Annotated in this window: 18 protein-coding genes and 1 pseudogene; 15 read left to right on the forward strand and 4 right to left on the reverse strand. The window is 58.3% G+C overall.

Annotated features, from left to right (window positions below; translation table 11 throughout):
- Positions 1–86: 86 nt before the first annotated feature.
- Positions 87–1,196, reverse strand: a complete 1,110-nt coding sequence (gene recF / locus MUN80_RS05200; protein WP_244720520.1) for a DNA replication/repair protein RecF — start codon at positions 1,194–1,196, stop codon at positions 87–89.
- Positions 1,197–1,384: 188 nt separating this feature from the next.
- Between recF and pdhA the strand changes: the two genes are divergently transcribed.
- The 12 genes from pdhA to recJ all read left to right on the forward strand — a co-directional run bounded on the left by pdhA (position 1,385) and on the right by recJ (position 15,991).
- On the forward strand, positions 1,385–2,434 hold the full coding sequence (gene pdhA / locus MUN80_RS05205) for a pyruvate dehydrogenase (acetyl-transferring) E1 component subunit alpha (protein WP_244720522.1): 1,050 nt from the start codon (positions 1,385–1,387) through the stop codon (positions 2,432–2,434).
- A 54-nt stretch (positions 2,435–2,488) separates the two neighbouring features.
- Positions 2,489–3,265: a tetratricopeptide repeat protein gene (locus MUN80_RS05210; RefSeq protein ID WP_244720524.1), complete on the forward strand. Its 777-nt coding sequence runs from the start codon at positions 2,489–2,491 to the stop codon at positions 3,263–3,265.
- 97 nt (positions 3,266–3,362) lie between these two features.
- Positions 3,363–3,839 carry a 6,7-dimethyl-8-ribityllumazine synthase gene (gene ribH / locus MUN80_RS05215; protein WP_244720526.1) on the forward strand — a complete coding sequence of 159 codons (477 nt, stop codon included), beginning with the start codon at positions 3,363–3,365 and terminating at the stop codon, positions 3,837–3,839.
- A 247-nt stretch (positions 3,840–4,086) separates the two neighbouring features.
- Positions 4,087–4,470, forward strand: a complete 384-nt coding sequence (locus MUN80_RS05220) for a TraR/DksA family transcriptional regulator (RefSeq protein ID WP_135465508.1) — start codon at positions 4,087–4,089, stop codon at positions 4,468–4,470.
- A gap of 168 nt (positions 4,471–4,638) precedes the next feature.
- Positions 4,639–6,465, forward strand: coding sequence for a pseudouridine synthase (locus MUN80_RS05225; protein ID WP_244720528.1), 1,827 nt, complete (start codon positions 4,639–4,641; stop codon positions 6,463–6,465).
- Between the two features lie 126 nt (positions 6,466–6,591).
- On the forward strand, positions 6,592–7,335 hold the full coding sequence (locus MUN80_RS05230) for a type III pantothenate kinase (protein ID WP_244720530.1): 744 nt from the start codon (positions 6,592–6,594) through the stop codon (positions 7,333–7,335).
- Positions 7,322–8,674 carry a BamG family beta-barrel-assembly machinery protein gene (bamG, locus tag MUN80_RS05235; RefSeq protein WP_244720532.1) on the forward strand — a complete coding sequence of 451 codons (1,353 nt, stop codon included), beginning with the start codon at positions 7,322–7,324 and terminating at the stop codon, positions 8,672–8,674. Before MUN80_RS05230 ends, bamG begins: the two co-directional genes overlap by 14 nt.
- Before the next feature lie 13 nt (positions 8,675–8,687).
- The gene (gene lptC / locus MUN80_RS05240; protein ID WP_244720538.1) at positions 8,688–9,260 is read left to right on the forward strand and encodes an LPS export ABC transporter periplasmic protein LptC; all 573 of its coding nucleotides are present in this window, start codon (positions 8,688–8,690) and stop codon (positions 9,258–9,260) included.
- A 9-nt stretch (positions 9,261–9,269) separates the two neighbouring features.
- Positions 9,270–9,566: a hypothetical protein gene (locus MUN80_RS05245; RefSeq protein WP_244720541.1), complete on the forward strand. Its 297-nt coding sequence runs from the start codon at positions 9,270–9,272 to the stop codon at positions 9,564–9,566.
- A 131-nt stretch (positions 9,567–9,697) separates the two neighbouring features.
- Positions 9,698–11,824 (forward strand): peptidylprolyl isomerase, encoded by a 2,127-nt coding sequence (locus MUN80_RS05250; protein WP_244720544.1) that lies wholly within the window; start codon positions 9,698–9,700, stop codon positions 11,822–11,824.
- Positions 11,825–12,047: 223 nt separating this feature from the next.
- Positions 12,048–13,883 (forward strand): tetratricopeptide repeat protein, encoded by a 1,836-nt coding sequence (locus MUN80_RS05255; protein ID WP_244720546.1) that lies wholly within the window; start codon positions 12,048–12,050, stop codon positions 13,881–13,883.
- A gap of 383 nt (positions 13,884–14,266) precedes the next feature.
- Positions 14,267–15,991: a single-stranded-DNA-specific exonuclease RecJ gene (gene recJ / locus MUN80_RS05260; protein WP_244720548.1), complete on the forward strand. Its 1,725-nt coding sequence runs from the start codon at positions 14,267–14,269 to the stop codon at positions 15,989–15,991.
- Between the two features lie 27 nt (positions 15,992–16,018).
- On the opposite strand, the gene MUN80_RS05265 is transcribed toward recJ, so the two are convergent.
- Both MUN80_RS05265 and MUN80_RS05270 read right to left on the reverse strand, forming a co-directional pair.
- Positions 16,019–16,633, reverse strand: a complete 615-nt coding sequence (locus MUN80_RS05265) for a hypothetical protein (protein ID WP_244720550.1) — start codon at positions 16,631–16,633, stop codon at positions 16,019–16,021.
- Positions 16,634–16,694: 61 nt separating this feature from the next.
- Entirely contained in the window at positions 16,695–17,066 is a 372-nt protein-coding gene (locus MUN80_RS05270; RefSeq protein ID WP_244720552.1) for a DoxX family protein, read from the reverse strand.
- Between the two features lie 159 nt (positions 17,067–17,225).
- Here MUN80_RS05270 and MUN80_RS05275 point away from each other — a divergent pair, with 159 nt between their 5' ends.
- From MUN80_RS05275 to MUN80_RS05285, 3 genes and pseudogenes are all read left to right on the forward strand, one after another.
- Entirely contained in the window at positions 17,226–19,070 is a 1,845-nt protein-coding gene (locus tag MUN80_RS05275) for a M61 family metallopeptidase (RefSeq protein WP_244720554.1), read from the forward strand.
- Positions 19,071–19,115: 45 nt separating this feature from the next.
- Complete coding sequence (gene lptB, locus MUN80_RS05280; RefSeq protein ID WP_244720556.1) at positions 19,116–19,847, forward strand: LPS export ABC transporter ATP-binding protein; 732 nt, start codon at positions 19,116–19,118, stop codon at positions 19,845–19,847.
- 145 nt (positions 19,848–19,992) lie between these two features.
- Positions 19,993–21,509 (forward strand): annotated as a pseudogene (locus MUN80_RS05285) (GH3 auxin-responsive promoter family protein).
- Positions 21,510–22,032: 523 nt separating this feature from the next.
- Here the strand turns inward: MUN80_RS05285 and MUN80_RS05290 are convergent.
- Positions 22,033–22,815, reverse strand: coding sequence for a TIGR00266 family protein (locus MUN80_RS05290; RefSeq protein WP_244720561.1), 783 nt, complete (start codon positions 22,813–22,815; stop codon positions 22,033–22,035).
- Between the last annotated feature and the right edge of the window lie 95 nt (positions 22,816–22,910).

Genomic DNA, 22,910 nt, shown 5'->3' on the forward strand with positions numbered 1-22,910 from the left:
CTGGATATACTACGCGCGAACTGATGAGCTGTGATAGTCATACTGACCTTGCTGACAGCTTCTGCAAAGATAAAGTAGATGGCCGACTAAAGGGCCGTTACGTGGCCACTTTCAACCCGAAATCGGCTGATCTGTTCCGAAAGGTTCGCCAAGGCGCGGTCAGTACGCTCCAGATGAGTATCGGTCAAAAAAACCTGACCGAAGGTCTGATCGGCGACGAGTTGCAGCAAGCGAGTAATGCGCTTCTCGTCCAGGCGGTCGAAGATGTCGTCAAGGAGTAGAATGGGCTTGTGCTGCTTACGGGTGGCAGCTATTTCAAACTGTGCCAGCTTGAGGGCAATAGCATACGATTTCTGCTGGCCCTGGGAGCCATAGTTCTTTACTGATACCCCATCCATCAAAAACACGAAGTCGTCTTTGTGTGGGCCTACCGTGGTGCGTTGCAACGCTAAATCTTTACGCTCGAAGGTGCGCAGTAAGTGTAGGAAGTCGGCATCGGGTAACTGGCTCTTGTACTCCAGTGTGACTTCCTCCCGGCTGTCGGCGAGCTGCTGGTAGTGGCGCTGAAAGATAGGAGTGAAGTCGGCTAGGAACTGCTGGCGCAGCTGCACCAATTGGGTGCCTACAGGCGCTAGCTGTTCATCTAATACTAGTAGGTAGTCGCGGTCGTAGCCCTGGCGGTCGGCGGCTTGCTTAAGCACGGCATTGCGTTGGCGCAGGAGGTGATTATACTGAATGAGCAACTCCAGGTACTCGTGGTTGAGCTGGGAAATCAGGCTGTCGAAATAACGGCGGCGCTCCTCACTGCCCTGCCGAATCAGGTCAGTATCGTAGGGCGAGATAAGCACCACTGGGAAGCGGCCGATGTGGTCGGAGATGCGCTCGTAGGCCTGCTTGTTGTGGGTCACGGCTTTCTTCTGCCCGGCTCGCAGACTACACTGAATGGTTTCGCGCACGTCGTCGGGCGGGGTGCAGAACCGGCCTTTCACCACGAAGAACTCCTCGCCTTGTTTTATGCTCTGGGCATCCGAACTGGTGAAGGCGCTTTTAGTCAACGCCAAATAGTGGATGGCATCGAGCAGGTTGGTCTTCCCACTGCCGTTATCTCCTATAAAACAGTTGATATGGGGCGAGAGCTGAAGCGTCGCCTCATCGTAGTTTTTGAAGAACAGCAGATGTAGAGTTTCAAGAATCATTCAGGTTCGGAATTGCAATCCTTTTACGTACTTTCGCATCCCAAACGCGAACAACCGAGAGTACGATGGCGGAGACGAAAGTAAAGGCTACCCCAAGCGCATCCAATTCGGCGAAAAAATCGTCGAATAAGAAGGCTACCCCTAAAGCAGACGGTGCCACCGAAACGGTGAAGCAACCGGATCCGGTATTGCCCCCGACCGACGAGCAGCAGCCCGAGCAGAATGCTCCGCGTGCTACGTCGCCGGCCGAGCCCCAATTCTCTAAGGAGACCTACCTGACTTGGTACGAGCAGATGCAGCTCATGCGCAAGTTTGAGGAGAAGGCTGGTCAGCTCTACGGTCAACAGAAGATTAAGGGTTTCTGCCACCTCTATATTGGCCAGGAAGCCTGCGTGGCTGGTGCCGTGTCGGCCCTGCAAAAAGGCGACAAGTGGATTACTGCTTACCGCGACCATGCCCACCCTCTAGCCCTGGGCACTTCGCCCAACGCCATCATGGCGGAGCTGTATGCCAAAGCTACTGGTTGCTCGAAAGGCAAAGGCGGCTCGATGCACATGTTCGACAAAGAGGTAAACTTCGTTGGCGGCCACGGCATCGTAGGCGGTCAGGTGCCGATGGGTGCTGGCCTGGCCTTCGCCGAGAAGTACAACAAGACTGGCAACCTCTGCATTTGCTACATGGGTGATGGTGCCGTGCGCCAGGGTGCCCTGCACGAGGCTTTCAACATGGCTATGCTGTGGAAGCTGCCCGTCATCTTCGTTGTAGAGAATAACGGTTATGCCATGGGTACGTCGGTACAGCGCACCTCGAACGTGACTGAACTCTACCACATCGGTCGTGGTTACGACATGCCCTCCGAGCCAGTGAACGGCATGAACGTGGAAGACATTCACGAGGCCGTAGCTCGCGCCGCTGAGCGCGCCCGGGCCGGTGAAGGCCCCACATTCCTGGAGTTCAAAACCTACCGCTACAAAGGTCACTCGATGAGCGACCCGGCAAAATACCGGACCAAGGAGGAACTAGAAGACTACCGTTCGCGTGATGCTATCGAGTCGGTACGCCACACCATCCTGACCCACAATATGGCAACGGAAGAGCAGCTGACGGCCATCGACGAGAAGATCAAAGCGCAGGTGCAGGAGTCGGTAGAGTTTGCTGAGAACTCGCCTTTCCCTACTGCCGACGAGCTGTACAAAGACGTCTACGTGCAGCAGGACTATCCTTACATCCGCGACTAACTTCCCCGCGGAGTTTTACCCGGCTGCCCGGCCGCCCTTTTTGAAAGCCTAGTAATGTCTAAGATTCCCTACACGCGCAATAGCCCGCAGAACCGTCCGCAGCAGACCCAGGTCCCGGCGGACCCTAATCAGCCCATCGAAGGTGACTTGGTACCCGAGCATCCCTTGCTCGAAGACCCGGATGCCTTGGCTGAGCGGCTGGCTAACTCGGAGGACTTCCTGCGTCGCAACAAGAATGTACTGCTCGGCCTGCTGGCTGTAGTGGTGCTGGCCGTGGTAGGAGCTTTCGGGTATTACACTTGGCGCTCATCGCAGGATACCAAGGCTCAAGCGGCCATGTTTCAGGCAGTGAACTACTGGGAAGCTGACTCACTGAACAAGGCAATGAAGGGTGATGGTCAATACGACGGCCTGGAAGCCATTGCCTCGGAGTACAGCGGTACCAAAGCTGGCAATCTGGCTAACTTCTACGCCGGTGCTGCCGCGCTGAAGCAAGGCAAGTTCCAGGCGGCCATCGACTACCTGGAAGATTTCAGCTCGGACGACCTGTTGGTACAGGCCCGCGCTTATGCCCTGCTCGGCGACGCCAACCTGGAGCTCAACAAGTACAAGGAGGCGGCCGACTTATATAACAAGGCTGCCAACTACAACGCCAACGAATACTTCTCGCCCGGCTACCTGATGAAGGAAGCTACGGCTCGGGAGTTGGCCAAGGACAACGAAGGTGCCATCAAGGCATACGACAAAATTCTGACCGACTACCAGAACGCCCAGGAAGTAGGCGAAGCCAAGCAATTCAAGGCCCGCCTCGAAGGCTTGGCTGGCAAATAAGTCTGCCGATTAACCTCAATCACACAAGCTGCGCTTTTCCGCAAGGAAGGCGCAGCTTTGTTTTATAAGTAAACTGACCACTGAACCGAAGACGGCTATGGCTACTTCCCTGAAAAACTTGAGTGACTACACCGCCAACAGCTTCGTCGATATCTCCGACAAACGCTTTGGGCTGGTAGTAGCCGAATGGAACCGCGAAATTACCGATGTGCTGGCCCAAGGCGCTTACGATACCCTAATCAAGCACGGAGCCAAGGAAGAGAACATCTACCGCAACAGCGTACCCGGCAGCTTTGAGCTGACGCTGGGTGCTCAGTTCCTGGCCCAGCACGAGGAAATTGATGCTGTCATCTGTCTGGGCGTCGTTATCAAAGGCGACACCAAGCATGACGACTACATCAACCACGCCGTAGCTCACGGTCTGACTAACGTGGGACTGAAGTTTAATAAGCCCGTCATCTTCGGCTTGGTAACGACCAACAACCTGGAACAGGCCTTAGACCGGGCCGGGGGCAAGCACGGCAACAAGGGCGTGGAGGCTGCCGCTGCCGCTATTCACATGCTGGGCTTCTAAGCCAAAGGGTAATGCGCAGCTGCGGGCAAAGAAAAATCGTAGCTGGCTGATTATCGGACAAAACCGTAGCTTTGCGGCCAAATAGCGCGGGAATACGCCAAAACCGGAAACCCACTGTTTACGGGAAAGCTTCGCAGCAACTTATTTGGTAGGCTTGCTGTTTAAAAGCTAAATATGCCGGGATTTTGCTAAGACCTTGCTTGGTAAAAATTTAATATTCAATTAATTAACCTCTCCCTGAACCCCCATGAGTGAAGAAAACCTACGCTATTCCAGGGAAGAACTGGCTGAGTTTGCGGAAATCATCCAAGACAAACTCAACGCAGCCCGCAAGGAAGTAGCATTCATCAAAGAAACTCTGAGCCGCAAAAACGACTCGGGCACCGACAACACCGCTTCCTCGGCTAAGGTGCTGGAAGACGGCGCTGACACGGCCGAAAAGGAAAGCATGAACCAGTTGGCCTCGCGCCAGATGAAGTTCATCCAGCAGCTTGAAAACGCCCTGGTACGTATCAAGAACGGTACCTATGGCGTGTGCATCGGCACCGGCAAGCTGATTCCCAAGGAGCGTCTGCGCGCTGTACCCCACACCCAGCACTCCATCGAAGCCAAAATGGCGCGTCGCGACTAGTCGCGCTGCCCAGCTTCCATCTTTGCCCGGACTAGCGGCAGGCGGCCTTCAGCGCCCGCGCCGTTGGTCCGGGCACTGTTTTCAGGGCTACCGCGTTAGCCCGCCGGATTTTCCTCTGATTCATTTTTACCTTGTACCGTAGCGATACGGCACTCATTCCTTGCAACCATGGGCAAGAAACACAACGATGACAACTCCGCCCGGCGGGGGCGCCCCAGCGGCGACCGGCCTTCCGGCAACTTTGGCAACAGCGGTGGGCCGCGCAAATTCTCTTCCCGTCCCGGCGAAGGTGGTTTCGGCGGCAACCGTTCCGGCAATGACGGTGCCGGCCGCGACTTTTCCTCGCGCCCATCTTTTGGCCGTTCGGAAGGCCGCCCCAGCTCTGGCGGGGGCAAGCGCTTCGGCGGCAGCGAAGGCGGGCCGCGTAAGTTTGGCAACTCAGGTGGCCCCGGCAGCTTCGGCCGTAGTGAAGGTTCCGGCAACCGCGGCGGCTTCGGCGGCCCGCGCCGCGATGGAGGCGACGACCGCCGCTCGTTCGGCCGCGACAATGACCGGAGTTCGTCCCGCCGCTTCGAAGGCCGGGAAGACCGCCGCGACGAGCGCCCAGCGCAGCCTTATAATCCCAAGGCGAACTGGCCCGGCCAGCCTTATCAGCAGGAAGGCAAACCCGCTGTACCCCGCGGCAATTCCGGGGAACGTAACCGCAAATTCAACAAAGTAAACCCTCACGCCCAGCCCAAGCCGAGCATGCCCGAGCCGCCGGTGGATTTCCGCCGCGAAGAGCGCGACGGTGACACGGGGCCCAACCGGGCTATCCGGCCGGCGCGTCCATTCGATTTCCGGGGCGTGCCTGAAGGTTTCAACCGTGAGGAGAAACCGCGCCCCGACCGTCGGGATGATAACGTCGGATCGGAGCGCCGCGGCGAGAGTGGCTTTGGTCGTGAGGAGCGCCGTGGGGCACCTGACCGCCGCGAAAGTGGCTTCGGCAACCGCAGCTTTGGCGAACGGCCCAGCTTTGGCAGCAAGCCTTACGGCGACAAAGGTGGAGCACGCGGTGATAAGCCCCGGGCTTTTGGCGATAAGCCAGCCTACGGCGATAAGCGCGAAGCGCGGCCTTTTGGCGAGCGGACCGAGCGTCCGGTTCGCCCAACTTATGAGAACCGGGCTGATAAGCCCAAGCGGGGAGAGGTAGCCGGCGAAGCACCCGAGTACAAAAATCTGCGTCACTACGAGGAAGACAAGACGCGCGGCAACAAGCGCCGCCGCGACGAAGACGACTCCCACGCTGACACGACCCGCCTGAACCGCTACATCGCAAACGCAGGTATCTGCTCCCGCCGCGAAGCCGACTCCCTTATTGCCGCCGGCGAAATCCGGGTGAATGGGGAAGTGGTGACGGAAATGGGCTACCAAGTGCAGCCTACCGACACGGTGCAATACGGCAAGACTAACCTGAAGCGCGAGAAGCACGTGTACGTGCTGCTCAATAAGCCCAAGGATTACTTGACGACCACCGACGACCCGGAAGGCCGTCGTACGGTGATGGAGTTGGTCGCTTCGGCCTCGAAGGAGCGTATCTTCCCCGTAGGCCGCCTCGACCGGAACACGACGGGCCTGCTGCTCTTCACCAACGATGGGGAAGTAGCCCAGAAACTCTCGCACCCTTCGCACAAGAACAAGAAGATCTACCAAGTTGAGCTGAACAACCCCCTGACGGAGGAGCACCTCAAGCAGATTGCCGCCGGCCTGGAGCTGGAGGATGGCAAAGCAGAAGTGGATGACGTGGCCGTGGTAGCCGGTAACCCGCACTTCGTGGGCATCGAGCTGCACCTGGGTCGCAACCGGATTGTGCGCCGCATCTTCGAGCACTTAGGCTACGAAGTCGTAACCCTGGACCGGGTGCAGTACGCGGGTCTGACCAAAAAGGACCTGCCCCGTGGCAAATGGCGCTTCTTGAGCGAAAAGGAAGTCATTCGCTTGAAGTATTTCCTGTAACCAAGCAACCTGCAGGCTGGCTGTTGACTCATACAGCCAGCCTGTTTGGTTTAAGGCCGCGCCCTGCGGTAGCTGAAGCCAGCTGGTTGTACTTCCAGTAAGCTGAATTTCCTCTGTTATCCCCGAATGCGTACCCTGGCCCTCGATATTGGCAACACCGCCGTAAAGTACGGCTGCTTTGCCGGCAACGACCTGCTCGAAACGGGCGTGGTGGAGTCGGTGGCGGCCGTGAGCGGGATGCTGGCGCGGCTGCAGCCGCGCCACGTCATCAGCAGCTCAGTGGCCGAGGATACGGCCCATTGGGTACCGCAGTGGCAGCAGCAGATTTCGGGCCGGGTGCTGGAATTTCTGCCCGCCACGACACTGTTACCGATTCACAACGGATACGCTACGCCCCAGACCCTGGGAGCCGACCGACTCGCGGCGGCCGTGGGGGCCGCTTGGCTCTGGCCGACCCGCAGTACGCTTATCATCGACGCGGGCACAGCCATCAAGTGCGACTGGGTGGAAGGTGGCCATACGTTCCGGGGCGGGAGTATTGCCCCGGGGCTGCGGCTGCGGTTTCAGGCCCTGCACACGTTTACGAGCCGTTTGCCGTTGGTAACCCCACCAGCCGATACTACGGCTTCCGTAGCCCTCACCGGCGACGATACCGAGTCAGCCATTCGAAGTGGGGTATTGAACGGAGCCGTAGCCGAAGTAAATGGATTTATTGCTGCCTATCGGGCCCAGAATCCCGATCTGCAGATTGTGTTAGCCGGGGGCGACGCTGGCTTTTTTCAACCACGGCTGAAAGGCCGTATCTTTGTCATTCCGGAGCTCGTGCTCATTGGGCTTCACCGAATACTGGTGCATAATGTTGAAATCTAAATCGGCTGGCTTTATAGGGCTGGTAGTACTAGGCCTGATGGCCGCCCCCAACGTCTATGGTCAAGGCCTGGGTAACTCTCCCTATTCGCGCTTAGGGTTGGGCGACTACAATCCCAACCTGGGCGGTGTACGGCAGCAGGGTATGGGCGGCGTAGGCTTGGCCGCTCCCAACAGCACCAACGTCAACGACATCAACCCGGCCATGCTGTACTACACAGGCCGCACGACGTACGAAGCTGGCTTCAACGGGCAGTACAAAACCCTGCGCAATGCTACGGGCACCAATAAAACCGGCAGCGGCACGCTGGGTTATCTAGCCCTGAGCTTCCCCATCTCCAAAAGCTGGGCAGCCTCGCTGGGCCTGCGTCCCTACAGTTCGGTCGATTATGAGTCGAACACCGTGGGAGCAGTAACCAACGACAACAGCGGAGCCCAGGTGCTCAAGCAGCAGAGAGGCGAGGGCGAAATTACCGAGGCCTATCTGGCCCAAGCCTTCCGCGTAGCTAAAGGGCTAACCGTAGGCGCATCGGCCTCCTACATTTTTGGCTCTATCGACGAGGTGGTGAGTACGACCGTCGTAACGCCTGATGCCGCAGCTGTTACGGACATCACCCGGTCGGCGGTGAGTGACCAGCTGCACTACTCTGACTTTGCTTTCCGCGGTGCTTTACACTACCGCAGCAAGTTCAACGACAAGCTGAACTACAATGTGGGCGGCGTATACACCTTCCAAACCAACCTGAACGGTACGCGCAGCATTTCCTTGCGCCGCGAGGATGCCGAGGGCGTGGTCATTGAGGAGCAGGCGTTGGAAACCGAAAAGAAAGGTACCGCTACTTTGCCGGCCCTGACCCAAATCGGCATCAGCCTCGATAACAACAAGACCTGGAGCGCCAGCCTGGATGTGGCCCACCAGCAATGGTCGAATTTCAGAGGTATCGGCGGCACGTCGGCAGCTACCCCCCTGAACAACACGTTGCGCGTGGGAGTAGGCGGAGAATTCACCCCGGACCCCACTTCGGTTGACAACTACTTCAAACGCATCAGCTACCGGGGTGGGCTGAGCGTCAGTCAGATGCCTTACCGTCCCGGCGGTGCAACGCTCTACGACCGGGCTGTCAGCTGGGGCTTTGCCTTCCCGATGCCTTCCGCTACCCCTCTCGACGCGACGGTCCTGAGTTTGGCCTTCACCTACGGGCAGCGGGGCAATACCAACTACAGCACACTGGTGGAAAACGGCAGCAGCCGTCAGGTCAGCAACGTAAAGGAAGACTACATCCGGATGCAGCTGGGTGTGACGCTGAACAACCGCTGGTTTATCAAACGTCGGATTGAGTAAGTACCCCGGAGCTATGGCTGCACAACGCGTAAGCTGGTTGCTGGGCGTGGCCCTGCTAGCCGGGGGCACCTGGAGCTGCGAGAAAAAAGAAGCCCAGGTAACCAAGAAGGTCGTTTACAAAGGCCCGATCAGCGAAACAACCAACGTACTGACCCTGCTCAGCGACTCGGCCAAGCTGCAGATCCGGCTGACGGCCCCGGTGGAGGAAACCTTTGAATCCGGAGACCAGATTTACCCCAAAGGCGTCAAAGTGAGCTTCTACGGCGATGGTGGCAGCCGGGTCATCAACACCCTGGAAGGCAAGTACGCCAAGTACGACAAGGCCAAGAACCTTTACCTGGTGCGCGGCGATGTGCGGGTGGCCAACCAGGAAAAGCAGCAGAAGATGAACACCGAGGAGCTGTTCTACGACCGGGTGAAGGCCATTATCTATACCAAGCCCGAAACCGCCGTACGGGTCGAAACCCTGACCGAAGTATTGACGGGCAATGGCCTAACGGCTAATCAGGATTTCTCGCTCTACAGTATTCTGAATCCTACCGGCGTCTTCACCCTGAGCGAAGCCCCACCGGTCAACGCCAAATAACTTCTTCGTATGCGTATCGACCCGTCTATGTGGCGCACCATCCTGTTTTCACTGGGCGTGGTCACGTTCGTTATCGGCGTGTACCAGACCTTGGTAGAAAACAACCCCAAGGTGCCCGCTGAGAGCTTGCAGCGCAATTACTGGCTGTTCATGATTTCGCTGGGCTGCATCATGTACTACCGCTACCTGAAGCAGCGCGACAAGGAAGCCCGCTTTCTGGCCGACCCCAAAAATGCGCCTAAAGTTCCGGCCAAGTCGCCGGCAAAATCCGGCAAAGCCCAGCCGCGCAAGAAGTCCCGAAACTAGCTTTATACCTGAAACTTGCCCGCCCGGAGTCACCTTCGGGCGGGCTTGCGTTCGGTTAGCTTTGAATGTCCGGGGGATTCTGGTTATTTTGCGACTCTTTCTACTTTTTTACCGCGCTTTTTTTCAAGTAAATGGCATTAATTAACACGATCCGAGAAAAATCGAGCTGGGCTGTTGGCATCGTTGCCATCGGTTTGCTGCTCTTTATCGTCGGGGGAGACCTGATAGGCGGTAAAAACCGCCTGTTTAACCGCAATGAAAACACGGTAGGCGAAATAGCCGGCGAGAAAGTAGACTACGAAGCGTTTAACGCGGCGCTGGAACAGGCCAAGCAGAACTATATCCAGCAGCAAGGCCGTCAGCCCGACGAGCAGGCCATGGGTTACCTGCGCGACCAGGCCTGGAACCAGACCATCTACCGCATTGCCTTCGCCAAGGAGTTCGAAAAGCTGGGTATCGCCGTATCGGACGACGAACTGACTGACATGGTGCAGGGCAAAAACATTCACCCCAGCATCCGCCAGGCCTTCACCGATCAGCAGACCGGCCAGTTTGACCGCGCCAAGGTGATTGAGTACCTCAAGAACCTCGACAAGCTGCCCCCCCAGTCGCAGCAGGCCTGGTACAACTTCGAAGCCAACCTGGCTCCGGAGCGCATGGGCAACAAGTACAACAACCTCATCAAGCTCTCGACCTACGTGACGAGCGCCGAGGCCAAGCTCTACAACGAAAACCAGAACACCCGCGCCAGCATCCGCTACCTGTTCGTGCCGTACTTCTCCATCTCTGATTCGGCCGTAAAGGTGAGCGACGACCAGCTGCAGGCCTACCTCGACAAGAACAAAGGTCGCTACAAAGTAGAAGCCGGCCGTAGCATCGAGTACGTGTCCATCCCCGTGGTAGCCTCGGTAGAAGACAGCGCCGCCGTGAAAAAGACGGTCGACGAGCTGGCTGCCCAGTTCCGCACCGCCCCAGTTGATTCGCTCTTCGTGAAGCTCAACTCTGACCAGCCCTACAACGGTGCCTTCGTTACGCCCGCCGATATGCCCGAGAAGCTGCGTCAGCAGCTGCCCCTCACGGTAGGTCAGGTGTATGGTCCCTACGCTGAAAACGGCGTGTACTCGCTCTTCAAAGTAACGGCTCAGAAAGCCGGTGCTCAGGCTGCCGCCCGCGCCAGCCACATTCTCATCAAGCCCGAAGGCACCACGCCCGAGGCGAAAGCAGCAGCCCTGGCTAAAGCCAAGGACGTTCTGGCCAAAATCAAGGGAGGCGCCGACTTCGCCGCTATGGCTCGTCAGTATGGCACCGACGGCACCACCGCCACCGGCGGCGACCTGGGCTGGTTCACGCAGGGCCGCATGGTGCCTGAGTTCGAGAAAGCCGTATTTGGTGCTACCTCGGCCGGCCTGCTGCCCAACCCGGTAGAAACCTCGTTCGGCTACCACATCATCAAGATTACAGCTCCCAAGACCTCGCAAACCTACCAGATTGCGGCGGTTCAGAAGACCATTACGCCTTCCGACGCTACCCGCGAGGCTGCTTACGCCCGCGCTCAGGAGCTGAAAGGCAAAGCCAATGACCTGGCTTCGTTCCGTGCCGCCGTAGCTGCCGACAAGAGCTTGCAGAAGCAGGAGGCCAAAGGTCTGGGCAGCGACGCCCGCAGCGTAAACAACCTGCAGAACGCCCGTGAACTGGTCCGCTGGGCCTACGGCGCCGGCAACGGCGGCAAGAAAACCGAAATCGGTGACGTATCGGAAGTGTATGAAATTGGTGACCAGTACGTTATCGGCGTCCTGACCGAGGAGCGCGCTAAAGGCACCGCTGATGTAGCCAGCCTGAAGCAAGAGTTGTCGGCTGCCGTGCGCAACGAGCTGAAAGCCAAGCAAATCATGGACAAGCTCAACGGCAAGAAAGGCACCCTGGAGCAGATTGCCGCTGCCTATGGCCCCACAGCCCAGGTGAAAACGGCTGATAACGTAGTGCTCGGTACCGGCGTCGTTCAGGGTCTGGGCGGTGAGCCCCTGGCCGTGGGCAAAGCCTTCGGCCTGAAGCCCGGTCAGCAGTCGGCCCCCTTCCAGGGGGAGCAGGGCGTGCTGATTGTGGAGACCGTGAAAGTCGACAAGCCTACCGTACCAACCGACGTAGCAACGATTCGTCAGCAGCTGACGGCTCAGCGTACGGCCCGTGCCGATGGCGCCATCTACGAAGCTGTGAAGACCAATGCCAACATCAAGGATGAGCGCACCAAGTTCTTCTAAGCCGCGTACCTAGTAGAAGCATCAAAAGGGCTGTACCTTCGGGTACGGCCCTTTTTGTTTGGCGCCGGGTGCAGCCTGCGTGGCAACGGCTCACTCTTTTCCGCTACGAAAGAATCTTTGAGACGAAGGTTTTACGTTTACCTTCTGGTTTTCGGACCCAAATGAATGAAAGTAAGCCTCGTCCGGTTTACCTTCTCGGATTACTTGATTAGAACTCTGCGCTATGCGTCTTTTTTCTTTGCGTCGTTTGATTCACGTTAGCTCGGCCGTAGTGCTAGGGCTGGGCCTCACCTTGCAGGTGGCCCAGGCCCAGGACGAAGGCGGCATTGCCTTGGCCCGGGAATATGCCCGCAAAGGAGAGAATGAGAAGGCCGCCTTCCTGTTTGGCCGCCTGCGCAGCGAAGAGCAGGCCGCGCCCAACGTACTGCCCGAGTACCTGGCGGTGCTTCAAAACCTGAAGCGCTACAAGGACGCCGAAAAGCTGGTAAAAAAGGCTATCCGTCAGCGGCCCGAGGAGCCGTCCTACGGCGTGGCCCTGGGGGCTCTCTACACCGCCGCCGGCGACCCGGCCGCCGCCACCAAACAGTACGACCGGCTCGTGAGTCAGCTGACTGCTGCTCAGGTAGTACCCGTGGCTACTGAGTTTGTGCGGCTTAACCTGCCCGAATGGGCCGAAAAAACCTACCTGAAAGGCCGGACGCTAGCCAAAGACGACACCGAATACGCCCCCCAGCTGATTCAGCTCTACACCCAGTCGGGCCAGACCGACAAGGTGATGACCGAAACCCTGCGCTTGGTGCAGGACGATGAGCAGCAGTTGCCCTTCGTGCGCAACATGCTTCAGAACAGCCTGCGCGAAGACAAGGACTTCGACGCGCTGGAGAAAGTGCTGTTTGCCAACGTGCAGAAGTTTCCCGAGCGGGCCGTGTATAGTGAGCTACTGCTGTGGCTACAAATGCAGCGCCGCGACTTTACCGGTGCCCTGGTGCAGGCCAAGGCCCTCGACCGGCGCGGCCGTACCGAAGGGGCCCGGGTGATGGAACTGGCCAGCATTGCCCAGCGCAACAAGGACTACGAAAGCGCCATTGCCGGCTACGACTATGTGACCCGCGAGTACCGCAGCGGCATGTATTACCGCCTGGCCCGGCAGCGCCTGGTGCAGGCCCGCGAGGAGCAGGTCCGCTCCACGTACCCGGTGGACCCTGCCAAGATTCGCAGCCTGATTAGCGAGTATCAGAATGTGCTGACGGATTTGGGCAAGACGCCCGAAACGGCCCCGGTGCTGCGCAACATGGCGGCTCTTTACGCCTTTCAGCTCGATGAGAAAGACAAGGCCATGGCTATGTTGCAGGAGGTAATCGACATGCCCCGGGCCAGCCTCGACGTGGTGGATGAAGCCAAGGTCAACTTGGCTGATATTTACCTGCTGCGCAGTGAGCCCTGGGAAGCTACGTTGCTGTATTCGCAGGTCGAGAAGTCGCACAAAGACTCGCCGGTGGGCTACGAGGCCAAGCTGCGCAATGCCCGCTTGAGCTACTACGCCGGCGACTTCAAACTGGCCAAAAGCCACCTGGACATTCTCAAAGAAGCTACCAGCCGCGAAATTGCCAACGATGCCATGCAGCTCAGCCTGCTCATCACCGACAACACGGCCATGGACACCGCTGGCGTGGCCCTGCGCGACTACTCGGCCGTGGAGTTGCTTGTGTTCCAGAACAAGCTCGATGCGGCCCTCAAGGGCTTGGATAACCTGCTCCAGAAGTACCCTGGCCATGCCCTCACCGACGACGCCTGGTATCTGAAAGCCCAGCTCCAGCGCCGCATGGGTGACTATCCGGCGGCCCTTACTACGCTGGAAAAGATTACGGCCAACCCCAAGTACGACGTGCTCAGCGACGATGCGCTGTTCTTGACGGCCAGCATTGCTGAGGAAAACCTTCAGGACCGCGAAAAAGCCAAAACGCTCTACAACCAGCTGCTGGTCAAATATCCCGGCAGCATCTACACCGCTGAGGCCCGCAAACGCTTCCGCAAGCTGCGCGGCGACGCCGTGAATTAGAAGTTTATAGAATGGAATAAAAGCCCGTCATGTCGACCAGCGGGAGACATCTTGCTGGCTGGCATTTGCTTACTAACCCGATGACGTCACGCGAGTTTTCTCACTCTGCTCGGAATGACGTTCTGGGATAACACCTGCTCTAGCGGAAGAAGATAAACATGATGGCCAGGGCCAGCAGAAATATCAGGTACATGAGCCCGTCGGTCAGAATGTATTGTTTGTACTGCTTGTAAAAGGCAATCAGCTTCTTCATCGGGCACTAGCTCAGGCGGCGGAAACGCAAAAATACGAATTCGGGGCCGGCCCATTGGGGTACAAAGGGGAGGACCGCGGTTTTCTTCTTACTTTTGAAGATAACGCCCGTGAGGGCCCGCCGCTGAATCATGGAAAAACGATGGATCCGCAAGCCTGCGCCTGAACCCACCAAGGTTAGGCACCTGGCCGACGCCCTGCGCGTGAATGAGGCCATCATCGCGCTACTCTGCCAGCGCGGGGTGTGCTCGTACGACGAAGCCTACGAATATTTCCGCCCCAGCCTCGACCACCTGCCCGACCCGCTGCGGATGCGCGACATGGACCGGGCCGTCGACCGGCTGCTGACGGCCCTGCACGAAGGCCAGAAAGTGCTGGTCTTCGGCGACTACGACGTGGATGGTACCACCTCCGTGGCCCTGGTTTTTTCTCACCTGCGCACCTTGTTCGGTCCTGAGCGGGTCGACTACTACATTCCGGACCGCTACAAGGAAGGCTACGGCATCTCCGACGCTGGCATTGATTACGCCGTCGACCACAACTTCAGCCTCATTATCGCCCTCGACTGCGGCGTTAAGGCCGTGGACCGCATTGATTACGCCAACGAACGGGGCATCGACTTCATCATTTGCGACCACCACTTGCCCGGCACCGAACTGCCCAAGGCAGTGGCCGTGCTCGATCCCAAGCGTGCCGATTGCGAATACCCATTTAAGGAACTCTCTGGCTGCGGGGTGGGCTTTAAGCTGATGCAGGCCCTGACTCAGCACTTGGGCCAGGACCAGACGCCGCTTTACGAGCTGCTCGACATGCTGGCTATCAGCATCGCCGCCGACATCGTGCCCATTACGGGTGAAAACCGCATTCTGGCCTACCATGGCCTGCGCCTGCTCAACGACCGGTACCGCGGGCAGCGCCCTGGCGTAGCGGCCCTGCGGGAGCTGGCTGGCCTGCGCGACGGGGAGCTGACCATCAGCAGCCTCGTGTTCGGCTTTGCGCCCCGCATCAACGCGGCCGGCCGCATGGGCGACGCCAAACGCTCGGTAGCTATGCTGCTGGCTGAAACCAAGGAGGAAGCCGTAGAGAAAACCGGCGTGGTCGACAAAACCAATATTGAGCGCCGCGGCTTCGATACCAGCATTACAAAGGAAGCGCTGAGCATGATTGAGGACGATTTGTCCTTGCGTAATGCTCATTCCACGGTGCTCTACAAAGAAGACTGGCACAAGGGCGTCATCGGCATCGTGGCCTCGCGCTGCCTCGACAAGTACTACCGCCCCACTATCATCCTGACTCAGAGCAACGGCAAAGCCACCGGCTCGGCCCGCTCGGTGGTGGGCTTCGATGTGCACCAGGCCATCAGTGAGTGCGCCGACCTCCTGGACCAATACGGTGGCCACATGTACGCCGCCGGCCTCACGCTGCCGGTCGAAAACGTGCCTAAGTTCCGGGAGCGGTTTGAGCAAATCGTAGCGGGCCGAATTCTGCCCGAGCAAATGATTCCGCCGGTAGAAATAGACGGTGTGCTGCGCCTCGACGAAATAACGGACGGCTTCTACAAGCTCCTGCACCAGATGGAACCCTTTGGACCGGGCAACCCCAATCCAGTGTTTGAGTCGGAGTACGTGTACGCCACTCCCGAATCGGCCCGTATTGTGGGCAACTCCCACCTGAAGCTGACCCTGACCCAGGACGGCCGCCACACCGTGGATGCCATTGGCTTCGGCCTGGGCGAATACCACGAGCGAATTACGCAGGGTAGCCCCTTCAACGTGTGCTACACGGTGGAAATCAATGAGTACCGCGGGCAGCGTACGTTGCAGCTGCGCGTGAAGGATATCCGCTGGGTCGAGTAGTTGCCGGCGGATATCCTTGGCGTGACGTTAGCTCTGGGGGCGGGGCGCTACAAAATACTCGGTAGTAGAGCGGTTGCGCTGCGGTAACCCTTTGCGCGTCGTTTTCTCCAGATAGTCGCCGCGCAGGAATTTTACCTGCTTTATCGGGTTGCGGCCAGCTCCTTTGCTCGTAATAGTCGTGTATTTACCCGATTCCGTTTTGACTACCTTCACTTGGTCCCGCGGGTCAATTTCGAAGTAGTCGGAGGCCGTAAGCCGCACGAGTTTGCCATCCTGGTAGTACTCCGACAGGGCTAAGTTGCCCTGGGCGGTGTAGTAATACACTTTTTCGACTACTGTACCCACTCGCTTAAATTTGACAACGTGTTTCTTGCGCAAGTATTTCGGCAGCTTGTCGGCCGAAACGGTTGTCGGTCCCGATAAGGTAGAGTAGCTTTTGGTGCAGCGCCGCGTACCCCGGACGGCCAGAAAAGAGGTCTTGAAAAAGCGAATCTGCTCGTCCGCCTGGCTCCGGATGGCCGCCGCGTGTTGGAACAAGGAGTCCCGCTCGGTAGCAAAGCGGGCGGGGTCGGTGGTTTGAGCTTGGGCAGTCAGGGCCGTAAGTAGCGCGAAGCCAGCGCTAAGCGTGCATTTAAAGGTCATATAAGACGTAATGAAGACAAATAAGTACCGCTAATGTAGCGCTTTGCTATACCTGCCAGTATTATTTTTTGCCTTGCGTATGAGTCCACACCCACCAGATTAGCAAGGCCTGCAGGGGCAGCCGGACCCAGACCAGCCAGGGCGCTACGCCCAATCCGGCGCCGCTGGTTTGGGCCATGTACACGTTGGCCGGAAATACGGCAATGAGTAGCGCAATCAGGCCCCAGGCTGCCCAGCGGCGAGTGGCACGGGGCAGCAGCAGAATCCCTAGCAGTATTTCTGCCGCTCCGCTAAGCAAGACCAGTCCCCGGTGCCAGGGCAGATACGGCGGCATGATGCGCATGTACACCTCCGGCTTGACGAAATGCAGGACTCCGGCTCCGCTGAACAAGACGGCAAGAATGCAAAGGCTAATGGTGCGGGAACGAGGCATAGAGACTACGCTACAGGAAGAGAAGGGCGGTTCGGGTGGGTTACCAGCGGCCAGGCCGGGGTCGGCAACATACGTTGGCTAGAAGCAATTTGGGCTGCGACGGCGCACTGTTTACCTTGGGGTGCCGTTATAGGCTGACTTTCTTCCTGATTTTCCCGCATGAAATTATTTTCCCTCGCCCTTGGGCTGGCTTTGGCTGCGGCCGCGCCGGCTGTAGCGCAGCAGCCCGCCGGCTACCAGATTGCCTTGGACCTCGAACATGCCACCAACGACCAGGTTCGGGTCGTGATTCAGACGCCACCGGTAAAAGAGGCCCAGGCCACGTACGTCATGCCTTCGGTGGTGCCCGGCTCATACTCGCGCAAAGACTACGGCCGCTTCGTGCAGAAATTCACTGCTTTCGACCGCAAAGGCAAGCCGCTCAAGGTTCGGAAGGAGGGCAACAACCTGTTTATTATCGATAAAGCGCCGAGTCTGGCTCGGATTGAGTATTTGGTAGACGACACCTGGGACGCGAAGCAAGACGACAGTTTTATCTTTCAGCCGGGCGGCACCAACTTCGAAGCCGACCAGAATTTCGTGCTCAACCACTACGGCCTCTACGGCTACCTGGAAGGCTACAAGATGCAGCCCTACCAGGTCACGGTGGCCAAGCCCGCCGCGCTCTACGGCGCTACGTCGTTGCCTGCCCGCCGCGCTTCGCCTACCCAGGATGTATTCACGGCCGCCAGCTACGTGGAACTGGCCGACTCGCCCATTCTCTACAGCCGCCCTGATACGGCCAGCTTCAGTACCGGTGGTGCCCGGATTGCGGTGTCGGTGGTGTCGGAAACCGGGACGGTGAAAGCTGAGCAGGTGCGCGAGATTATGCGGCCCATGGCCGAAGCCCTGACCAAGTTTTTCGGCCAGATGCCCGTGCCGACCTACCACTTTCTGATGTACTTCCCGAGCTTCTCCTCGCCGCTGGCCAGCAAAAACGGCGGCTACGGCGCCATGGAGCACTCATATTCGTCGGTGTATTTTCTGCCCGAGGTACCCGGTGAAGACCGGCTGCGTAGCATGGTGCAGGAAGTAGCTTCCCACGAGTTTTTGCACATGCTGGCCCCGCTCAACATCCATAGCCGCGAAATCGGGGAGTTTGACTTCCGCAGCCCCAAGATGTCGCAGCATTTGTGGCTCTACGAGGGCGTCACAGAGTACATTGCCCAGCTGGTGCAGGTGCGGGGTGGCCTGGCTACGCCCGCCGAGTTTCGGCAGCGCATGAAGGAGAAAATCGGCAAGGCGGAGAAGCACCCCAACGTGTCGTTTACCGAGATGAGCCGCAAGATTCTGGAGGCACCCTACAAGGACATGTACGACAACGTGTATGACAAGGGCGCCCTGATGGGCCTGTTGCTCGATATCCGCATTCAGGAGCTTAGTCAAGGCCGTCAGAGCCTGCGCGACGTGCTGCTGGCCTTGCGCCAGAAATACGGCCCGACCCGCTCCTTCGAGGACGCCGAGCTTATCCCTGAGTTTGTGGCGCTGACCAACCCGGCCCTGCAGCAGTTCTTCGACCAGTACGTCATCGGCAATCAGCCTTTGCCCTACGCCGAGTATTTCGACAAAATCGGGTGGCGCTACCAGGCCAACGCTACTACCACGGTCAAGGCCTTTGGGCGGCTGGGCTTCAGCTACGACACCGAGAAAAAGCAGTTTATCGTGGCCAGCACCAAGCCCGACCAGAATGCCTTCGGCCTGAAGGAAGGCGACGTAATCTTGGCCGTGAACGGCACGGAGCTGGACATGGGCAACGCCGAAAAACTACTGCGCCCTTTGGTAGAGCCCACTACCAGCGACGTGGTCAAGGTGCGGTTCCGCAGCGGGGCCGCGGGGGCGCCTCAGGAGCGCCAGGCTGCGCCCCGCGAGTTTGAGGCCCAGGTCAAAAATGTCCTGGAGGAAGTCGCTGCACCCACGCCCGCCCAGCTGCAGCTGCGCAACCAGGTGCTTAAGCCCTTGGGCTAAGGCTGCCGCCGGCGCTTCTGAGTTCTAACGCCTACCTTTGCCCTAATGATTCTGCGCGCCGAAAACCTCGTCAAAACCTATAAGTCCCGCACCGTCGTCAACAACATGTCGTTGTCGGTGGAGCAGGGGGAAATCGTGGGGCTGCTCGGGCCCAACGGAGCCGGCAAAACCACCTGCTTTTACATGACGGTGGGCATGGTGAAGCCCAATAGCGGCAAGATTTTCCTTGACGACGAGGAAATTACCAAGCTGCCCATTTACCAGCGGGCCCGCCGCGGCGTGGGCTACCTGGCCCAGGAGGCCTCCGTTTTTCGCGACCTGACGGTGGAAGAAAACATCCTCTCAGTGCTGGAAATGACTAACATGCCCAAGCAGGCCCAGCGCGACAAGGTAGAAGAGCTCCTGAACGAGTTTAGCCTCAACCACGTGCGCAAAAACATGGGCCGGGTGCTCAGCGGCGGCGAGCGGCGGCGCACCGAAATTGCCCGGGCCCTAGCCGTCGACCCCAAGTTCGTGCTGCTCGATGAGCCCTTCGCCGGCGTCGACCCCATTGCCACCGAAGAAATTCAGGGCATCGTGGCCAAGCTCAAGAACAAGAACATCGGGATTCTTATCACCGACCACGACGTAAACTCAACCCTGAGCATCGTGGACCGGGCCTATCTTCTCTTCGAAGGCAAGCTGCTGAAGGCGGGCACGGCCGAAGAGCTGGCGGCCGATGAAACCGTTCGGCGCGTGTACCTGGGCAAAAACTTTGAGCTCAAGCGCAACATCTAAAGGACGTGGGTAGCTGTAGAACAGCAGGTAGAGGGCAGCTTTACCGGGAGAATTTGCGTACAGGTCCCACCTAGGCCCCGTGCTTGGGCAAAAAGGCCTTTATTTCGCCCGCTAACCTGCTTTCCCACCCGGCAACGAACCCTGAATGATTGATTCTATTCTGAAGTGGACCATCCAGCGGCGCCTGACTAGTATCGAGCATTTCAGTCAGAACCCGCACGAGGTCCAGGCCCAGTTGCTGCAGGAATTACTGCTGAAGGCCCGCCCCACGGAATGGGGGCAGCGCTACGGATTTGCTGATGCACCCTCGGCCCGGGAGTTTGCCCAACGCCTGCCCGTGAGCAGCTACGAGGAGCTCTACCCAGCCATCGAGCGGGTGCTGCGCGGGGAGCCCGACGTGCTCTGGCCCGGTACCGTGCAGTGGTTTGCCAAGTCCAGCGGCACGACCAACGCCCGCAGCAAGTACATTCCCGTTACGCGCGAATCATTGCAGGAAGGCCACTACCGCGCTGGCCGCGACATGACAGCCCTGGCAACGGCCCTGTACCCGGAAAACCGTGTGCTGGCCGGCAAAACCCTGTCGTTGGGCGGAACCCACGCCCCGAACCCGTTCCGTCCCGAGCAGGAAAGCTCCCGCGTCGGCGACGTGTCGGCCGTGATAATGCAGAACCTGCCGGCCTGGGCTGAGTTTTTGCGCACCCCACCCCTGGAACTGGCTTTGCTCGACGAGTGGGAAGAGAAAATAGACCGGATTGCCCGCCACGTACTCAGCGTCAATGTGGCGGCGCTTGCCGGCGTACCCACCTGGATGATAGTGATGTTGCGCCGTGTCACGGAGCTGGCCGGCGCCGATAATATCACCGAGGTGTGGCCCAATCTGAGCCTGTTTCTGCACGGCGCAGTGGCATTCGGGCCCTATCGGGAGTTGTTTCGTCAGCTGATTCCGGGTCCGCAGATGCGCTATCTGGAAATTTACAACGCCTCTGAGGGCTACATTGCCCTGCAGGACCAGCCTAATTCCGAAGATCTGCTGCTGCTGCTCAACCACGGCATCTACTACGAGTTCATTCCGCTAGAAGAGCTGGATGCCGAACACCCGCAAACCCTTACGCTGGAGCAGGTAGAGCTAGGCAAATCCTACGCGCTGGTGCTTTCGACCAATGCGGGGCTGTGGCGCTACAAAATCGGGGATACAGTGCGCTTCACGAGCCTGGCGCCCTACCGCATCCGCATTACGGGCCGGACCAAGCATTTCCTCAATGCTTTCGGTGAAGAAGTCGTCATCGAGAATGCCGATGCCGCCATTGCCGCCGCTTGCCGTGCCACCGGCACCACCGTGCGCGACTACACCGCCGCGCCTATCTACTTTGATGCTTCCAATACCTCGCGCGGGGGCACCAGTGGCTGATTGAGTTTAGCCAGCCACCCCACGACCCGGCGCAGTTCGTGGCCGTGCTCGACGATACGCTGCGGGAGTTGAACTCCGATTACGACGCCAAGCGCCACCGCGACCTAGCTCTCACTGCTCCGGTTCTGACTATTGCCACAGCTGGGGCCTTTACTCGTTGGCTGGCCCGCAAAGGCAAGCTGGGCGGTCAGCATAAAGTACCACGCCTGAGTAATTCGCGGGAAATTCTGGAAGCCGTATTGCAGGAGCTTTAGCGCCGGACTGGCTTTATTAGGTCTTCTTACTAAAGTTATATTACGTCGGGATATGGTATTGTTCAATTAGCTTGTTAAAGCACAAAAGGAGTAACCTGCAATTGAGGATAGTAAGCAGTGAAAACAGTTATCTTTTGGCTGTATATAAGCTAATTAGGCTGATTTTGATATTTTCTTAGTTTCTGGAAATAATTTTAATACAATTGTTTTAGGTCTAATAGATTTAGAACTATATTGGCGGATTGTTAACGTTCACGTCTACACCCGTGCCCGCTATATCAACCTCCTCCTCCCGCCCCTACGTTTCTCGTCGCAAGCGTAGCCGCCCCTCGGAACCATCTGAGCTAAGTACCAAAGCCACGCTAGGTATGCTCAGTCTGCTGGTTTTTGCGCTACTAGCTAGTCTGGCTGTCATTGCAGCATCTCTGACCAGCGACGAGCCCAGCGCGACCTCACCAACGGCCAGCCTTGTAGCTACCGGTTCACCCATGAACCAGTAGCTACAACACCAGCTTTGCGCCGATTATTCGTCCAGCACACCGCCGACTAATCGGCCGAAGACGCTACCACTCTCTTTCGATGCATTGCCGCCAGTTGGTGCTAGTGCCTGGATCAGCTTTTTAACCGGCATCGACTGCAGCCACACCCGGCCCGTGCCTTGCAGCGTAGCCAGCAATAATCCCTCGCCGCCAAAAATCATTGATTTTAGGCCGCCGGCGCGGGCGATGCTGAAATTGATGCTGGGCTCAAAGGCAACCACGCAGCCCGTATCCACGCGCAGCAGTTCGTTGTTGAGCTGTTTCTCAATGATAGTGCCGCCGGCGTGGATGAAGGCCTTGCCGTCGCCGGTAAGCTTCTCCAGAATGAAGCCTTCACCGCCAAAAAAGCCCGCTCCCAGGCGCTGATTGAAGTGGATACCGATTTTGGTGCCCCGGGCCGCGGCCAGGAAGCCGTCCTTCTGCACAATCAGGCCATTGGGCATTGTACCCAAATCCACCGGAATGATGGTGCCGGGGTAGGGGGCTGAAAAGGCCACGCGGCTTTTGCCATAGCCCCCGCGGTGAGTGAAGTGGGTCATAAACAGCGACTCGCCCGTAATCAGGCGGGTACCAGCCGAGAACAGCTTACCCAGAAGGCCTTGGTCGGGCTCTGAGCCGTCGCCCATCTTGGTCTCGAAGGCAATGGCTTCTTCCATGTACACCATGGCGCCGGCTTCGGCAATGACAGTTTCGTTGGGGTCCAGCTCTATTTCCAGAACCTGAATATCGGAACCCAGAATGCGGTAATCTACGTCGTGGGACTGCATAGAAGAAAGGGTTAGGGGGATAACGGCTCCAAGTATAGTGAACTAACGATTATTGCGGGCGTAGGCCCGAAAGAAAAGGCCATTCTCTGCGGAGA

Origin of the sequence: Hymenobacter cellulosivorans, assembly GCF_022919135.1 — a bacterium.
GTDB lineage: Bacteria > Bacteroidota > Bacteroidia > Cytophagales > Hymenobacteraceae > Hymenobacter > Hymenobacter cellulosivorans.

Bases quoted from the DNA above. Each gene is read 5' to 3' on its own strand.
- MUN80_RS05230 (WP_244720530.1), top strand. From the start codon at position 6,592: ATGCGTACCCTGGCCCTCGATATTGGCAACACCGCCGTAAAGTACGGC.
- recF (WP_244720520.1), bottom strand. From the start codon at position 1,196: ATGATTCTTGAAACTCTACATCTGCTGTTCTTCAAAAACTACGATGAG.
- MUN80_RS05220 (WP_135465508.1), top strand. From the start codon at position 4,087: ATGAGTGAAGAAAACCTACGCTATTCCAGGGAAGAACTGGCTGAGTTT.
- bamG (WP_244720532.1), top strand. From the start codon at position 7,322: ATGTTGAAATCTAAATCGGCTGGCTTTATAGGGCTGGTAGTACTAGGC.
- MUN80_RS05265 (WP_244720550.1), bottom strand. From the start codon at position 16,633: ATGACCTTTAAATGCACGCTTAGCGCTGGCTTCGCGCTACTTACGGCC.
- ribH (WP_244720526.1), top strand. From the start codon at position 3,363: ATGGCTACTTCCCTGAAAAACTTGAGTGACTACACCGCCAACAGCTTC.
- MUN80_RS05290 (WP_244720561.1), bottom strand. From the start codon at position 22,815: ATGCAGTCCCACGACGTAGATTACCGCATTCTGGGTTCCGATATTCAG.
- lptB (WP_244720556.1), top strand. From the start codon at position 19,116: ATGATTCTGCGCGCCGAAAACCTCGTCAAAACCTATAAGTCCCGCACC.
- MUN80_RS05210 (WP_244720524.1), top strand. From the start codon at position 2,489: ATGTCTAAGATTCCCTACACGCGCAATAGCCCGCAGAACCGTCCGCAG.
- MUN80_RS05245 (WP_244720541.1), top strand. From the start codon at position 9,270: ATGCGTATCGACCCGTCTATGTGGCGCACCATCCTGTTTTCACTGGGC.
- MUN80_RS05255 (WP_244720546.1), top strand. From the start codon at position 12,048: ATGCGTCTTTTTTCTTTGCGTCGTTTGATTCACGTTAGCTCGGCCGTA.
- lptC (WP_244720538.1), top strand. From the start codon at position 8,688: ATGGCTGCACAACGCGTAAGCTGGTTGCTGGGCGTGGCCCTGCTAGCC.
- MUN80_RS05270 (WP_244720552.1), bottom strand. From the start codon at position 17,066: ATGCCTCGTTCCCGCACCATTAGCCTTTGCATTCTTGCCGTCTTGTTC.
- recJ (WP_244720548.1), top strand. From the start codon at position 14,267: ATGGAAAAACGATGGATCCGCAAGCCTGCGCCTGAACCCACCAAGGTT.
- MUN80_RS05225 (WP_244720528.1), top strand. From the start codon at position 4,639: ATGGGCAAGAAACACAACGATGACAACTCCGCCCGGCGGGGGCGCCCC.
- MUN80_RS05275 (WP_244720554.1), top strand. From the start codon at position 17,226: ATGAAATTATTTTCCCTCGCCCTTGGGCTGGCTTTGGCTGCGGCCGCG.
- MUN80_RS05250 (WP_244720544.1), top strand. From the start codon at position 9,698: ATGGCATTAATTAACACGATCCGAGAAAAATCGAGCTGGGCTGTTGGC.